14 protein-coding genes are annotated in these 15,521 nt (G+C 64.7%); 8 read left to right on the top strand and 6 right to left on the bottom strand.

The genetic code is table 11. The annotated features are described in order from the left end of the window. Positions 1-4: 4 nt before the first annotated feature. The 5 genes from KI609_RS21365 (at position 5) to KI609_RS21345 (ending at position 5,516) form a co-directional block, all read left to right on the top strand. On the top strand, positions 5-907 hold the full coding sequence (locus KI609_RS21365; protein ID WP_226445526.1) for an ABC transporter permease subunit: 903 nt from the start codon (positions 5-7) through the stop codon (positions 905-907). Between the two features lie 7 nt (positions 908-914). Then, complete coding sequence (locus tag KI609_RS21360; RefSeq protein ID WP_226445525.1) at positions 915-1,946, top strand: ABC transporter ATP-binding protein; 1,032 nt, start codon at positions 915-917, stop codon at positions 1,944-1,946. Continuing rightward, positions 1,943-3,004: a peptide ABC transporter ATP-binding protein gene (locus KI609_RS21355; protein WP_226445524.1), complete on the top strand. Its 1,062-nt coding sequence runs from the start codon at positions 1,943-1,945 to the stop codon at positions 3,002-3,004. The genes KI609_RS21360 and KI609_RS21355 overlap by 4 nt, the downstream gene beginning before the upstream one ends. Before the next feature lie 23 nt (positions 3,005-3,027). Then, positions 3,028-4,641, top strand: a complete 1,614-nt coding sequence (locus tag KI609_RS21350) for an ABC transporter substrate-binding protein (RefSeq protein WP_319003117.1) — start codon at positions 3,028-3,030, stop codon at positions 4,639-4,641. Between the two features lie 122 nt (positions 4,642-4,763). Continuing rightward, positions 4,764-5,516: a 5'-methylthioadenosine/adenosylhomocysteine nucleosidase gene (locus tag KI609_RS21345; RefSeq protein WP_226445523.1), complete on the top strand. Its 753-nt coding sequence runs from the start codon at positions 4,764-4,766 to the stop codon at positions 5,514-5,516. Between the two features lie 287 nt (positions 5,517-5,803). Here KI609_RS21345 and corA read toward each other — a convergent pair whose 3' ends face one another. The 6 genes from corA to KI609_RS21315 all read right to left on the bottom strand — a co-directional run bounded on the left by corA (position 5,804) and on the right by KI609_RS21315 (position 11,969). After that, a complete protein-coding gene (corA, locus tag KI609_RS21340) occupies positions 5,804-6,790 on the bottom strand; it encodes a magnesium/cobalt transporter CorA (RefSeq protein WP_226445522.1) in 987 nt (328 codons plus the stop codon). A gap of 201 nt (positions 6,791-6,991) precedes the next feature. Further along, positions 6,992-7,804, bottom strand: a complete 813-nt coding sequence (locus tag KI609_RS21335) for a uracil-DNA glycosylase family protein (protein ID WP_226445521.1) — start codon at positions 7,802-7,804, stop codon at positions 6,992-6,994. Positions 7,805-7,845: 41 nt separating this feature from the next. After that, positions 7,846-8,340 (bottom strand): ribosomal protein S18-alanine N-acetyltransferase, encoded by a 495-nt coding sequence (gene rimI / locus KI609_RS21330; protein ID WP_226445520.1) that lies wholly within the window; start codon positions 8,338-8,340, stop codon positions 7,846-7,848. Between the two features lie 5 nt (positions 8,341-8,345). After that, the gene (gene tsaB / locus KI609_RS21325) at positions 8,346-9,059 is read right to left on the bottom strand and encodes a tRNA (adenosine(37)-N6)-threonylcarbamoyltransferase complex dimerization subunit type 1 TsaB (protein WP_226445519.1); all 714 of its coding nucleotides are present in this window, start codon (positions 9,057-9,059) and stop codon (positions 8,346-8,348) included. 17 nt (positions 9,060-9,076) lie between these two features. Continuing rightward, positions 9,077-10,072, bottom strand: coding sequence for a DMT family transporter (locus KI609_RS21320; RefSeq protein ID WP_226445518.1), 996 nt, complete (start codon positions 10,070-10,072; stop codon positions 9,077-9,079). Positions 10,073-10,187: 115 nt separating this feature from the next. Beyond that, a complete protein-coding gene (locus KI609_RS21315; RefSeq protein ID WP_226445517.1) occupies positions 10,188-11,969 on the bottom strand; it encodes a methyl-accepting chemotaxis protein in 1,782 nt (593 codons plus the stop codon). A 213-nt stretch (positions 11,970-12,182) separates the two neighbouring features. Here KI609_RS21315 and dacB point away from each other — a divergent pair, with 213 nt between their 5' ends. From dacB to KI609_RS21300, 3 genes are all read left to right on the top strand, one after another. Further along, positions 12,183-13,655: a D-alanyl-D-alanine carboxypeptidase/D-alanyl-D-alanine-endopeptidase gene (gene dacB, locus KI609_RS21310; protein ID WP_226445516.1), complete on the top strand. Its 1,473-nt coding sequence runs from the start codon at positions 12,183-12,185 to the stop codon at positions 13,653-13,655. 58 nt (positions 13,656-13,713) lie between these two features. Continuing rightward, entirely contained in the window at positions 13,714-13,983 is a 270-nt protein-coding gene (locus KI609_RS21305; RefSeq protein WP_226445515.1) for a SemiSWEET transporter, read from the top strand. Between the two features lie 133 nt (positions 13,984-14,116). Continuing rightward, entirely contained in the window at positions 14,117-15,415 is a 1,299-nt protein-coding gene (locus tag KI609_RS21300; RefSeq protein WP_226445514.1) for a lipase family protein, read from the top strand. The last annotated feature ends 106 nt before the right edge of the window (positions 15,416-15,521 follow it).

Raw genomic sequence — 15,521 nt, 5'->3', positions numbered from 1 at the left:
TCTAATGGCTTCCAACACTTTGGCTGTGGGTGCTGTGGCGCCCGTGCCCCCCGGCCCGCTGCGGGCTTTCTGGCAAGCGTTCTCGGCCAACAAAGGCGCCGTGTTTGGACTTGTTGTGGTGTGTCTGCTGCTCGTGCTGGCGGCGTTGGCCCCCTGGCTTGCTCCGCACCCTCCGTACGACACCAACAGCGCGGCTTTCTTGCGGCCGCCATTCTGGCAAGAGGGCGGTAGCACTACCCATCTGCTGGGCACCGATGCCATCGGCCGCGACATACTCTCTCGGCTGATGTATGGCTCGCGGCTGTCGCTCTCGATTGGCGCGGTGGTGGTGCTGATCGCTCTGGCGGTTGGCGTCACGCTGGGGCTGATCGCCGGGTTTTACCGCGGCATCATCGAGATCGCCATCATGCGCATGATGGACATCATCCTCACGCTGCCCAGCCTGCTGCTGGCGATCGTGATCGTGGCGATTCTGGGCCCTGGCCTCATCAACGCGATGCTGGCCGTGGCCGTGGTGGTGCTGCCGCACTATGTGCGCATCACGCGTGCGGCCGTCATCACCGAGGTATCCAAAGACTACGTGACGGCGGCGCGCATCAGCGGTGCCGGCACGCTGCGCCTGATGTTCCGGGAGGTGCTGCCCAACTGCGCCGCGCCGCTCATCGTGCAGGCATCGCTGGGTGTGTCCACGGCTATTCTCGATGCCGCAGCGCTGGGCTTTCTCGGCCTGGGCGCCCAGCCGCCTTCCCCTGAGTGGGGGACCATGCTGGCCGACGCGCGCGAGTTTGTCATGCGCGCCTGGTGGGTGGTCACACTGCCGGGTCTGATGATCGTGTTGGCAGTGCTGGCATTCAATTTGCTCGGGGATGGCTTGCGTGATGCGCTGGACCCCAAGCTCAAACGATAAGGCAGCCATGGCATTGCTTGAGATAGACAACCTCCGCGTGGAGTTTCCCACCCAGGGCGCGGTAATGCACGCCGTGGACGGCGTCAGCCTGCAACTTGACGAAGGTGAAGTGCTGGGCATCGTCGGGGAGTCGGGTTCCGGGAAAAGCGTCACTATGATGGCGCTGATGGGATTGATTGGCTACCCGGGCCGTGTCAGCGCCGACCGGCTGCGTTTTGCGGGGAACGACCTGCTGGGCCTGTCCGACCCCCAGCGCCGCTCCCTGGTGGGCAAGGACGTGGCCATGATTTTTCAGGACCCGACGACCAGCCTGAACCCGTGCTTCACCATCGGCTTTCAGCTGATGGAAGTGCTGCGCCTGCACCTGAAGATGGACAAGGCCAGTGCACGTAAACGCGCCACCGAGCTGCTGGAGCAGGTGGGTATCCCGGCCGCCAGTTCGCGCCTGAACGACTACCCGCACCAGATGTCGGGCGGCATGAACCAGCGCGTGATGATCGCCATGGCCATTGCCTGCAACCCGCGCCTGTTGATTGCAGACGAACCCACCACCGCGTTGGATGTGACCATCCAGGCGCAGATTCTGGATCTGCTGCGCACCCTGCAGAAAGACCGCGGCATGGCGCTGGTGCTGATTACGCACAACATGGGTGTGGTGCAAGAGATGGCGCAGCGCGTGGCGGTGATGTATGCCGGCCAGATGGTCGAGCAGCGCAAGGTGGCGCAGCTGTTTGTTGCGCCCCAACACCCCTATACCGAAGCCTTGCTGGCGGCCATGCCCGAACAGGCGGCGGCCAATGGGCGTCTGGCCACCATTGCGGGCGTAGTGCCTGGCCTGTACGACCGGCCCAGCGGCTGCCTTTTCACACCGCGCTGCGCCTACGCCACCACACGCTGCCAGGCCCAGCGCCCTGGGTTGCTGCCCGCGCCCGGCGTTGAGCCGGACGCGCGCGTGCGCTGCCATTACCCGCTGGGCGACGCAGATCGCGTTGCACGCATCCAGGCGGATGGGCGGCTGATGCAGGAGGTGGCGGCATGAGCGCGCCGGGTACTGCCGTGAACCAGGCGCCAGACCGCATCGTCGTGCAGGCTACCGATCTGCGCCAGGTGTATGCCATCCATCGCGGCATGTTCCGCCCGTCGGCCCAGCTGCAGGCCGTGGGCGGTGTGTCGTTTGTGGTGCGCGCGGGGCAGACGCTGGCGGTGGTGGGAGAGTCGGGCTGCGGCAAATCCACCCTGGCGCGCATGGTCTCGTTGATCGAGACACCGGCCGCAGGCACGCTAATGCTCGATGGCACGGACGTCACCCACGCCACGGCGCACGAACGGCGCGCCCTGCGCAAGACCGTGCAGCTGGTGTTCCAGAACCCCTATGGCTCGCTGAACCCGCGCAAGAAAATCAGCGCCGCGCTCGAAGACCCGCTGACCATCAACACCCAGTTGCCCAAGGCCGAACGCCGCGAGCGCGCCCGCGCCATGCTGGCCCAGGTGGGTCTGCGCCCCGAATACGCCGACCGCTACCCCCACATGTTCTCGGGCGGCCAGCGCCAGCGCATTGCCATTGCACGTGCCCTCATGCTGAGCCCGAAGCTCGTGGTGGCCGACGAGCCCGTGTCTGCGCTGGATGTGTCCATCCAGGCCCAGGTGCTGAACCTGCTGGCGGATTTGCAGCGTGACCTGGGCCTGGCCTACCTGTTCATCTCGCACGACCTGGCTGTGGTGCGCCACATCGCCCATGACGTGCTGGTGATGTACCTGGGCCACGCGGTGGAGCAGGGCCCCAAGGACAAGATTTTTGCGCAGCCGCTGCACCCCTACACCCAGGCCTTGCTTGCCTCGACACCCGGGCTGGTGGGGCCGGACGGCCAGCGGCGTGAGCGCATGGTGCTCAAGGGTGAACTGCCTTCGCCCCTGAACCCGCCCCCAGGCTGCGTGTTTTCCACGCGCTGCGCCTACGCCACCGACCGCTGCCGGGCCGAACGGCCGCTGCAGCGCCCGGTGGACGAGCGGCTGGTGGCCTGCCACTATGCGGAAGAGTTTTTGGCGCCGGCGACCCGCCCGGCGTCGCCTGGCGCGCTGCCGACCTCGGTGGCCTGATTTCAACCTGAAGGAGATCTGTGATGAAACACATCCGCTCGCGCAAGCGACTCGCTCTGGCCGCGTTGGCCCTGCCCGTGATGTTGGCCGCTGGCGCCGCGTCGGCCAAGACCCTGGTGTATTGCTCTGAAGGCAGCCCGGAGAACTTCTACCCAGGGGTCAACACCACCGGCACTTCGTTCGATGGCAACGAGCCCATCTACAACCGCCTGGTTGAATTCGAACGCGGCGGCACCAAAGTCGTGCCCGGCCTGGCAGAGCGCTGGGACGTGTCGGCCGATGGCAAGGAGTACACCTTCCACCTGCGCAAGGGCGTGAAGTGGCACAACACCAACAAGGGCTTCAAACCCACGCGCGACATGAATGCCGACGACGTGTTGTTCATGTTCGAACGCCAGTGGAAGGAAGACAACCCGTACTTCAAGGTCACCAGCCCCAACCACTCGTACTTCAACGACATGGGCATGCCCAAGCTGTTGGTGTCGGTGGTGAAGGTGAATGACCTCACGGTCAAGATCACGCTCAACAAGCCCGAGGCCCCTTTCCTGGCCAACCTGGCGATGCCCTATGCCGCCGTGCAGTCCAAGGAATATGCCGATGCCATGCTCAAGGCCGGCACACCCGAGAAGATCGACCAGGACCCCATCGGCACCGGCCCGTTCTACCTGGTGCAGTACCAGAAGGACGCCGTCATCCGCTACAAGGCCTTTGCCCCCTACTGGGGCGGCAAGGCCAAGCTGGATGACCTGGTGTATGCCATCACGCCCGATGCCTCCGTGCGCTGGGCCAAGCTGCAAAAGGGCGAGTGCCATGTCATGCCTTACCCGAACCCGGCCGACCTGGAGGCCATTCGCAAAGACCCCAACATCCAGCTGCTGGAGCAGCCCGGCCTGAATGTGGGCTACATGGCCTACAACACCAAGAAGAAGCCGTTTGACGACGTGCGCGTGCGCAGGGCGATCAACATGGCGATCGACAAGAAGGCGATCATCGACGGTGTCTACCTCTCCACCGGCATTGCCGCCAAGAACCCGATCCCGCCGACCATGTGGTCTTACAACGACGCCGTCAAGGACGACCCGTTTGACCCCGCCGCCGCCAAGAAGCTGCTGGCCGAGGCCGGTTACCCCAACGGCTTGACGACCGACCTGTGGGCCATGCCCGTACAACGCCCCTACAACCCCAACGCCAAGCGCATCGCCGAGCTGATGCAGGCAGATCTCGCCAAGATCGGCGTCAAGGCCGAGATCAAGTCGTTTGAATGGGGCGAATACCGCAAGCGCATGCAGGAAGGCGAGCACCAGATGGGCATGCTCGGCTGGACGGGCGACAACGGCGACCCGGATAACTTCCTGTACACCCTGCTGGGCTGCGCATCGGCAGAGTCCAAGAGCGGCAGCAACATTGCCAAGTTCTGCTACCAGCCGTATGAAGACCTGGTGGTCAAGGCCAAGACGGTGACCAGCCAGGCCGAACGCGCCAAGCTGTATGAGCAAGCCCAGGTGATCTTCAAGGAGCAGGCGCCCTGGTTCACCATTGCGCACGCCGTGCAATTGAAGCCCGTGCGCAAGGAAGTGGTGGACTTCAAGCTCAGCCCGTTTGGGCGGCACAACTTCTATGGCGTCGATCTGAAGTAAAACGACGGCTGCGGCCGCTTTGCCGTCACGGCTTTCATGCGCTGCGGGTGCCTGGAGCCGTGACCCTGCCCTGGTGCCCGAGATGGCCCAGGGTTTTTTATTTTTGACTGCCCCTTTTTGCCATGACCTTCGCCATCCTCAGCGCCCTGCCCGAAGAACAATCGGGCCTGGTGGCCCATCTGCAGCACCCCGAACAGGTGGCACGCGCGGGGCGCACTTTCACGCGCGGCATGCTGCACGGCCAGCCGGTGGTGCTGGCGCTGTCGGGCATTGGCAAGGTGGCAGCGGCCACCACGGCCACGGCGCTGGTGGAGCACTTTGGCGCTGCCGCCATCGTGTTCACGGGCGTGGCGGGCGGTGTGGGCGAAGGGGTGCAGGTGGGCGATGTGGTGGTGGCGCAAGACTATCTGCAGCACGACATGGACGCCTCGCCGCTGTTTGCGCGCTGGGAGCTGCCGGGGTATGCGCGCGCTCGCCTGGCATGCGATGCGCACCTATCTGCTCATCTTTTGGAAGCTGCTGGCGCTTGTGTATCAAGCGCTAGAGGCCATTTTGACTTGAATTACCCCGCGGCGCGTGTGCACCACGGCCTGGTTGTCAGCGGCGACCGGTTTGTGTCGGCCGCGCGGGAGTCTGATCGCCTGCGCCAAGACCTGCGTGCCGCCGGGCATGAGGTGCTGGCGGTGGAGATGGAAGGCGCTGCCGTGGCCCAGGTCTGCCTGGACTATGGTGTGCCTTTTGCCGCCGTCAGAACCATCTCAGACCGCGCCGACGACGCGGCGCACGTGGACTTCCCCTTGTTCGTGCAGACGGTGGCCAGCCGCTACGCGGAGCACATGGTGCTGGCATTTCTGCAGAAACTATCAAATTTATAGCCGCTAGCGCTTGATGGATAAGCGCTAGAGCCAGATTTGACTCATTTTTTGCGCAGAGACAGCCGCCGAACCCATCACCAGCCTTGCCCAAGGCTTCGACACGCTCAGCCCGAACGGGCAGGGGCTCGGATTCCTGGGATCTGCCATAGCGTCAGCGGCTACAAGTTCGACCACTGCACCATGAAACCGGCGCGCGCCCAATACCAGCGCCACCGCGGAACCGGCTCTGCCGGGCCGCTGGAGGCGTCCCCCCTCGGGGGGGACGGCGCGCAGCGCCACAGGGGGGGCTACTTCAACCAACCGCGCTTGCGGAAGTACCACATAGGCCCCAGCGCGCTGGCCACCATCAGCGCCAGCGCGTACGGGTAGCCCAGGGACCAGTCGAGCTCGGGCATGAACTTGAAGTTCATGCCATAGACGCTGGCGATCAGCGTGGGCGGCAGCAGGGCCACGCTGGCCACCGAGAAGATCTTGATGATCTTGTTCTGGTTGATGTTGATAAAACCGACCGTGGCGTCCATCAGGAAGTTGATCTTGTCGAACAGAAAGGCGGTGTGGTTGTCCAGCGATTCGATGTCGCGCAGGATCTGGCGTGCTTCCTCGAACTGCTCGGCGTTGAGCATCTTGCTGCGCATCATGAAGCTCACGGCGCGGCGCGTATCCATCACATTGCGGCGGATGCGGCCGTTCAAGTCTTCCTGGCGTGCGATGGCCGCCAGCACTTCTCCTGCTCGGGCGTCGGTCACGTCGCCGGCCAGCACCTGCGTGCTCACCTTTTCCAGCTCGTCATAGATGCGCTCAAGCGTGTCGGCCGAATATTCCGCGTCGGCGTCGAACAGCTTGAGCAGCACTTCCTTGGCGTCTTCGATGAGCCCCGGCGCGCGCCGGGCACGCATGCGCAGCAGCCGGAACACCGGCACGTCTTCATCGTGGATAGAGAACAGCACGCCCCGGCTCTTGAGGTTGGTGTTGTGCTGGTTCAGGATGAAGGCCACGCGCACCGAGCGGGGGTCTTCGTCGTCATCGATCAGAAAGTCGCTGCGGATGTGCAGCTCGCCGTTGTCTTCTTCGTAGAAGCGGGCGGATTCCTCGATGTCTTCATCCATCGCATCCTCGGGGATGGACAGGCCGTAGTGCTGCTTGATCCAGCGCTTTTCTTCGAGCGTGGGGGCTTCCAGGTCCACCCAGATGGGCTGGAACCGGGTCAGCTCCTCCAGGGACTCGATTTCTTCCTGGAACAGCCGGCCGTTGGCAAGCGAAAAGATGTTGAGCATGGACTCACTCCCTTGGTTGGTGGCGTCTGCAGTGCGGGGGGCGGGGTGCTTTCAACCCCACGGCAGGCCGGGGAGCCGAAAGCTACCAACTCGGGTAGGTTTCCAAGGAGCTGTCTCCGTCAAATTAAGCTGTCAGCAAAGGGCGGATTATGTCATTGCACAAGACGTCTCAGCCCTTGGATCGTGAACACGTTCTTGGCCTCAGGTGCCCGCGCAGGCTGCGCGCACCAGGGCCAGCGCGTGGCACAGATCGGCCCACGCGGCGGCCTTGGCGTCCTGGGAGCGCAGCAGGAAAGCCGGGTCGTACGTCACCACGGCGGGACATCCGGCCAGCGCATGGGGCCCGGCGCGCAGGCGGCCCAGGGGCTCGGTGCGGCTCAGCGCCACACGCGCGGCGATGTGGCCCAGCACCAGCACCATGGCAGGCTGCAGCGACTGCACGACATCGGTCAACGTGGTGGCAATGGCGTCATCGGCTTCACCGCCGGGCAACGCGCGTTCCAGTGCGGCAACAAATACGCGTGGGTGTTGGTGCAGGCGCATGGCGCGCAGCATGTTGTCCAGCAGCCGTCCGGCGTCACCTTGCAGTGGTTCGGACGCGTTCACGCTTTCGGTCACGATCAACCAGCCCCCACCGAGCTCGGCGGGTGTCTTGGCCGGATCTGCCGTGGGGTAAAGCGCCTGAGGCGCATGCAGCTTCAGCGCTGGCATGACCTGGCCAGCCGCAGGCGCAGCCGGTGTGGGCGCGCGCGCGCGGGGCGCTGCCGCTGCGGCGCGCGCCGTAGGGGGCGCGGGGATTGCTGAGGGCGGACGAGCGTTGGTGGCCACCGGCATGGGCGGCGGCACTTGGGAATGGCCGGGCGCCGTGCGGGCATCCGTCGGGCGTGCGGCGGGGTCTGCTACGGGGGCGATTGCGGTTGTGGTTGCGTTTGCAGTCGGTTCTGCAGGGGCCCATACGGTGACGCCCATTTCTTGCAGCATGGCGCGTTGCCGCGCATCGAGGTGAAGGCTCATACAGGCAGGGACGTGTTGGGGTGGCAGGTGGGGCGCTTGTGTCAGAGCGCCAGGCTCATGACCACGGCGTCTTCACGCTGGCCGTGTTCGGCGGGGTAATAGCGTTTGCGTTCGCCCACGCGGTGAAAGCCGTGGGTCAGATAGATGTCTTGGGCGCGCTGGTTGCTGGCGCGCACTTCCAGCCAGAGCCACTGTGCGCTGCGGCCCCGGGACCACAGGGCCAAGGCATCGAGCAGCACCCGTGCCCAGCCCTGGCGCTGGTAGTCCGGGTTGACGGTGAGGTTGAGCAGGTGCACTTCCTCCACCCCCATCATGGCCACAAAATAACCGAGCAGATGATCGTCCGCCATCAGCAACTGCGCCTGGTAGCCTGAGGCCATGGCATCGGTGAAATTGCCCCGCGTCCACGGGTGGGTGTAGGCGCGTTGCTCCACCGCCAGCACGGCATCAAGCTGTGCGAGCGTGAGCGCTTCAAAGCGCGCTTCGGGCCGCGAATTCAGTGCATCGCTGTCAGGGGACGTGGGTAAGGCGCTCATGCTGGTCAGGGTTGGGCTGTGGGCGGGTTGGCGCGCAGGGCGGCGCGTTCGGCCGTGGTTTGTGCCACTTTATCGCGGATATAGCGGGGCAGTGCCTCGCTGGCGGGCATGCCGCCGCCAGCGGCCAGCAGGGCGGGCGCCAGGCGCAGCAGGGCCGTGGCGGTGGGCAGCGCCACCACGTGGTGGGCGGCGGGTGCCAAACGATCACCGTAGGGCGCGCGTGCGTTGCCCGCCACGGTCCACCCGGCGGGGGCCAGCACCGTTTCGGGTGCGCCCAGGCCAAAGTCGCCATCGGCCTGCCAGCCGACGTCGCTGCCCAGCCACTCGCAGCGCGCGTGGTAGACCTCGTCCATGCGCGCATCCAGCACGGCCACCACCTGCGTGCAGCCGTGTTGCTGGCGGGCTTCTTCGGCCAGGGCGAGCAGGGTGTCCACCGGCAGCACGGGCACGCCCAGGCCGCCGCGGGCGCCAAACGCCAGCCCCTGCGCCACCGCACACGCGGTGCGCAGGCCGGTGAAGGACCCCGGGCCGCGCCCGAACACGATGGCGTCCAGCGTGTCGAACGACAGCCCCGCCAGCGCGAGCAGGCGGCGCACCTCGGGAATCATGCTGGCCGACGCCTGCGGCCCGCCCGGACCGGTGTGCTGCACCACGGCATCGCCGTGTTGCACGGCGATCGAGAGCGTGTCGGTACTGGTATCAAAGGCGAGCAGATTCATGGGACAGTGGGAGATGGTTACGAGGGCGGCCCTGCAGGCACCGCAGGGACGGCGGGCGCTGCACCCTGGCTTTTGCGCAACACGCCCAGCAGGATACCGGCGGTGACCAGCAGCAGCCCGGCGAACAGGTTCCAGTACATGGGCTCGTCCAGAAAAACGACGGCACCCATGGCCGAGAGCCCGGGCACCAGTGCGGTGATCATGGTCGACCGCACGGGGCCGAAGTGCTGGATCATGCGCGTAAAGCTGATGCCCGAGATCACCACCGAGCCCCCACCCTGGAACACCAGCTGAAAGACGATCTCGTTCCACGGCGCGATGCCCAGGTGGCTGTTGACTGCGCCCAGCGCCACCAGTAGCGCATAGGCGGGCACATACACCATGCAGGCAAAGGTGGTGATGGCTATGGTGGCCTGTACGGCGTCAACGGCATGGCGCCGCGCCAGCACGCTGTAGGTGGCCCAGCACGATGCGGCCAGCATGAAGAGCGCATCGCCCTTCCATACATCGCCACCAGAAAATGCGGCCAGCAGGCTGCGCCCTCCCACCAGCAAGTCACCCGCCACGATCAGCGCCAGCCCGGCCGCACGCAGCGGGGTGATGTAGTCGCGCAGCACTACTGCAGCGAGCAGCGTGGTCCACAGCGATAGGCTGCCGGGCATGAGCACCGCCGCATGCGTAGCGGGCGCATGAAAGAACCCCGAATAGGCCAGCAGCGCGTAGAGCAGCCCGCCAAACGTGCCCAGCAGTGTGGTGGTGCGTAATGGCAGGGGGGAGATGCCCAGCAGGCTGTATGCAGCCGCCTGCGCGCCCTGTGAGGCCTTGCGCCGCCGCACCATCCACCAGCCCCACGGCAGCAGCACCAGGCTGGCGCCGATGATACGCAGCAGGGCAATGTCGAACGGGGTGAGCGTGCGCTGGGCCGAGGCGCGGGCGATGACGATGAAGCCCGTCCAGATGATGACAGTGACAACCGCCGCCAGCAGGCCGATGGCGCGAGGAGAAAAACGCATCGTGGGATTATCGGGCGGCGCCGCAGCGAGGCTCATTCGCCGGGGTAAGCCCGCAATGGACACCCCGGCATCTGTAGCTGCGGCGCACCTCCCGCTGAGCGAGACCGGTCAAAACTCAGAAGGACTCCCAATCCTCGTCATTTCCGGTGTTGGACGGGCGGCTTTGGACCTTGGGCGCTGCCGCCAAGGCTGGCCGTGCCGCCTTGGGTGGAGAAAAGGGCACCTTGGCGGACACGGTCTGGGCGGTCGAGGTCTTTGCGACAGACTTGGATGCCGGTGCGGCTGGCGAAGGCGCGAGCTTCTTGGGGGCGGCAGGCCTGGAATAGGCGCCCGGCGCCTGGGTTTGGTCGGCCGTCAGCTTGAAGATGGCCACCACCTGCACCAGGTCGTGGGCCTGGCTTCTGAGGCTGCTGGCCGCTGCGGCCATTTCCTCTACCAGCGCCGCATTTTGTTGTGTGGCTTGGTCCATCGATGTCACGGCTTCGCCGACTTGCGCAACACCTGCACTCTGTTCGTTGCTGGCGGCACTTATTTCGCCCATGATGTCCGTCACCCGGCGAATGCTGCTCACGACCTCCGTCATGGTGTTTCCGGCCTTGTCCACCAGTGCGGTTCCGTGTTCTACCCGCTCCACGCTGGCGCTGATGAGGTTCTTTATCTCCTTGGCTGCTTCCGCGCTGCGACCAGCCAAGCTGCGAACTTCTGACGCAACCACTGCAAAGCCCCGGCCTTGTTCCCCCGCCCGGGCCGCTTCCACTGCGGCATTGAGCGCGAGAATGTTGGTCTGAAAGGCAATGCCGTCAATGACGCTGATGATGTCGCTGATCTTGCGGCTGGCGTCGTTGATGCCTTTCATGGTCTCGACCACTTCTCCCACCACGGCACCGCCCTGAACAGCGACATTCGACGCCGTCAACGCAAGCTGGTTGGCCTGGCGCGCATTGTCGGCGTTGTTACGGACGGCTGAATTGAGCTCTTCCATGCTGGCCGCCGTTTGTTCCAGCGCGCTGGCCTGGTGTTCGGTGCGGGCGCTCAGGTCGCTGTTGCCCTGGGCGATCTCAGCGCTGGCGTTGGAAACCGACTCGGAGCCACTGCGCACGTTGTTCACCACAGTCGCCAGGCTCGTCTGCATGAGTTCCAGCGAAGACATCAGTTCACCGACCTCGTCCTTGCCATACGCAGGGATCCGGGCGGTCAGGTCACCCGCTGCCACGCGTTTGGCAACGTCCGACGCCTGCGCCAGCGGCTTGGTGACTGAGTTCGCCAAAACCCATGAAAAGAGCCCGCCAAGAAAAATGCTGAGTACGCCCAGTGCCATTAGCAGCTGGCTGCTGGACTTGCGGTTGGCCTGGATGGCGCGCCCCAGTTCGTCAACCTGATCGCGTTGCGCACGCAGCAATTCATCCATCTTGGCCGCGTAGTTGTTGGCATCGGGCATGAACTGTTTTTCGAGGAGGCTGTTGGCCTCGTCCACTTTGCCTTCCTTTTTGAGGGCAAAGATCGTGTCGCGATTCTTCAGGTACAGAGAACGCAGGGCGCCGATCTCCTGAAAGATCCTCTTTTCTGAATCCAGATACATCAGCGCTTCGACAGCCTTTTGCAGCTCTCCCGAGCTTTTGGACGATGCCTTGCTGTCTTCGGCAAAAAAGTCTGCCAGGGAAGGATCGCTGCTGCGCGCGACGGCCGCCGTGCGCGTGATGCCAGTGCGCAGGTTGCGAGCCCAGTCGCTGACCAGTCGCTCTGTCTTGATGGGGTTCTGAACCATCTCTTCTGTTGCGGCCGCCAGGGCGTTCAGGCGCGAGATGCTCACGCCGATCACGCCCATGGAGAGCAGCAGCACCAGTGCGAATCCAAGCGCTAGGCGCTTGGCGACGGAGATATTTGAAAGTTGACTCATAGACACCCTGCTGTATGGAGATTGGAGATTTTTTGGGTTGAGAAGACTGTTGCTGAAAAGGCGGTGAACATGGATGCCTCCAGCCTGATGCTCCGAATCTGTTGCGTAGTGTAAATACGGATGTCATGTAGGGATCATTCCATGCGCCATCACGGCGCCGCGGTGGCGCTCGCGCCACACAGATCGATCGTGGTGCTGGTCTAGACTCCTCGCATGAAGACGACGCGATTCAACACGGGCCGCCGCCAGGTGCTCGCATGGCTGGGCGGTGCGGTGCTGCTGGCGTGCAGTGCCGGATGGCAGGATTCCCAGGCCCAGCCCGCGGTGGCCGCCCCGGTGGCCCTGCCGCCGGAGGTCGAGGCCGCGCTGGCCCGCGCCCGCCTGCCGCGCGAGGCGCTCAGTGTGCTCGTGATCGACGCCCAGGGCACTGAGCGAACAGCCCCACGCCTGTCGCACCGCGCACAGGTGCCTGTCAACCCCGCCTCGGTCATGAAGCTGGTGACCACTTACGCTGCACTGGACCAACTGGGCCCTGCTTATGTATGGAACACCCCCGTTTTTGTGGAGGGCTCGGTGCAGGACGGCAGCCTGCGTGGCAATGTCTACATCCAGGGACAGGGCGACCCCAAGATGGTCATGGAGCGTTTGTGGCTGCTGATGCGGCGCTTGCAAGGGCAGGGGATTCAGGTCATCGTGGGAGACATCGTTCTGGACCGCTCGGCCTTCGATGTGCCCGACCAAGATCCGGCACTTTTTGACGGCGAACCCCTGCGGCCGTACAACGCGTCGCCGGACGCGCTGCTGCTCAACTACAAGTCGTCGGTGATGACGTTTGTGCCAGATGTGGCCGCAGGTGTGGCGCGCATTCAATATGACCCGCCCCTGTCCGGTGTGCAGCGCCAGGCCAGCGTGGCGTTGGCGGCGCAGGGCGCTGGCTGCGGTGACTGGCGCGGCGCCCTGCGGGCGCAGCTGGCTGACCCGGTGAAGGTGACATTTCAAGGCGTCTATCCGGCCGCTTGTGGCGAGCGGGTGTGGCCCGCTGCCGCAGCAGACCCCAACGGCTTTGCGGCGCGGGTGGTGGAGGGCATGTGGCGTGAGTTGGGCGGAAAACTCACGGGCCGCGTTCGTGACGGTAAGGTGCCGGCAGGCCTCAAGCCCGTGTTTGTGTTCACTTCGCCCACATTGTCGGAAGTGGTGCGCGACGTGAACAAGTACAGCAACAACGTCATGGCGCAGCAGGTGTTCCTGACGATGGCGCTCCAAAAGAACGGAGTGGCCACTTTTGATGGTGCCCGTGCGGCGCTGCGCCAGTGGTGGCAGTCGCGGATGGGTGGCGCCGATGTGCCGCAGACCGACAACGGTGCCGGGCTCAGCCGCGACGCACGCGTCACAGCGCAGGCGCTGGCGCGCATGTTGCAGGTGGCCTGGGGGTCGTCGGTGATGCCGGAGCTGATGGCGTCGCTGCCGATTTCGGGGGTGGACGGAACCCTTCGTCGCAGCCAGAGCCGCGCTGGCATGGCCCACCTCAAAACAGGTAGCCTGCGCGACGTCATGGCGGTGGCGGGTTATGTGGATGCTGCCAGCGGCCGCCGCTACGTGCTGGTGGCCATCGTCAACCACGCCAACGCGGCCGCCGCGCGGCCCGTGCTCGACAGCCTTATCGACTGGGCCGCACGCGACCAGTGAATCATCCAGGCAGCAGCCCGGCCGCGCCCGGAATACTTTTTGTGCCCGCACGCCCTCTATGCAAACCTCCGAACTCATCGGCTATCTGGCCGCAGCGCTGACCACCTGCAGTTTCGTGCCCCAGGCGCTGCACACCTTTCGCACGCGGGACGTGAGCGGTATCTCTCTGGGGATGTACAGCGTGTTCACAGCCGGCGTGGCGCTGTGGCTGTTGTATGGCCTGGCATTGGCGGCATGGCCCATCGTGGTGGCCAATGCGATCACCCTGACGCTCGCGGGCACCATATTGACCATGAAGCTGCGCTACCGAACGCGCCCCAGGGATTGAGCGAGAGGCGGGTGGGGCTGCCGCTGTCGCCTACGTGTCTGGGAGCGCGGGATTCACGCGTTATCCCCAATGGATGCTGCAGCGCAGGTGCGAGCAGGATGCGTCGTTCTTTACTGTCCTGAGGTATCCATCCATGACTTATTTTCGCCTGAGCTGTGTGGCTGCTGCCGCGTTGCTGCTTGTTGCCTGCGGAGGCTCCGACGGCCCCGAGCGTGGTGCATTGATCGACCCACCAGCGACCTTGGCCACACTGACCACCGCGCAGATTGACGCAGCCACGGCCAGCAGCGGATTGCAGGCGCTCACCGGAAAAGCAAAGTGTGATGTGAAGGTGGTGGCGCTGAACTATGCGACCGTGGGCGCGAAAGAGGGAGAAAAAACCAATGCGTCCGGCGTGATGCTCGTACCCGGCGGGAGCTGCAGCGGTGCTGCGGCGTTGGTGGCCTATGCGAAGGGGACGGACGTTCAAAAGCCGCATACCCTCGCGAATCCTCAAGACAGTGAAACGTTCCTGCTGGCGGCCATGTACGCAGCCCAGGGCTACGCCGTGGTGGCCACTGACTATCTGGGTTTTGCCAAATCCGGCTATGCCTACCATCCTTATCTGCACGCAGACTCTGAAGCCACTTCGGTCATTGACTCGGTGCGCGCGGCACGCAACGCGGCCGGCACTGTGGGGGCGAACCTGTCGGGCAAGATCATGTTCACCGGCTATTCGCAAGGGGGTCACTCGTCCATGGCGGCGCAGCGCGCTGCGGAGCGCGATTACGGATCGGAGTTCAACGTGGTGGCGGGCGCCCATCTGGCGGGGCCGTACAACCTGTCGGGTTCGCTGCGTATTCCCGATGCCATTGCAGGCGTGCAGTTCTTTGTGCCCTATCTGGTCACGGCCTGGCAGAAGACCTACGGCAACGTTTATGCGAACGTCAACGATGCTTTCAAACCGCCCTATGCGACCTATATCGAGAACCTGCTGCCCAGCCCCACACTGAACTACACCACGCTGGTGACCACAGGTGCCTTGCCGGGCGGAACCCCCAACCAGGCTCGCGATGCGTTGTTTCAGCCCGCGTTTCTTGCGGGTGCGCAAACCAGTTCGAGCAACCCGCTGTATCTGGCCGCCAAAAAGAACGATCTTCTGGGGTGGACGCCCAAGGCGCGCGTGATGTTGTGTGGCGGCGCTGGCGACCCTACGGTGCCACCCGCAGTGCACCTGGCTGTGATGAAGGCCGACTTTGACAACCGTGGTGTGACCAACGTCACGACGGTGGATGTGGACGCAGCGGTGCAGGCGACATACGGGCCGGGCGGCAAGGCCCCCACGGATCCCACCTCGGCGGCCTTTGCGACCTATTACGGCAGCTACCACGGCGCCTACGAACCACCGTTTTGCCATGTAGCGGCACGCGCTGTTTTTGACGCGGTCAAATAGACGCAGAACCCGACGCCTGACATCCCGCGCGGTTGATAGAAAGGCCGCGATCCAAGCCTCATCGGTGTTATCCCGGTGAGGCGCTTTGGCGTTCCCGCATACAATC

The sequence above is a fragment of the Acidovorax radicis genome (genome assembly GCF_020510705.1).
Classification (GTDB): domain Bacteria; phylum Pseudomonadota; class Gammaproteobacteria; order Burkholderiales; family Burkholderiaceae_C; genus Acidovorax; species Acidovorax radicis_A.
The sequence above is the reverse complement of the archived record's forward strand: the minus strand, read 5'-3'. Positions and strand labels throughout refer to the sequence as shown.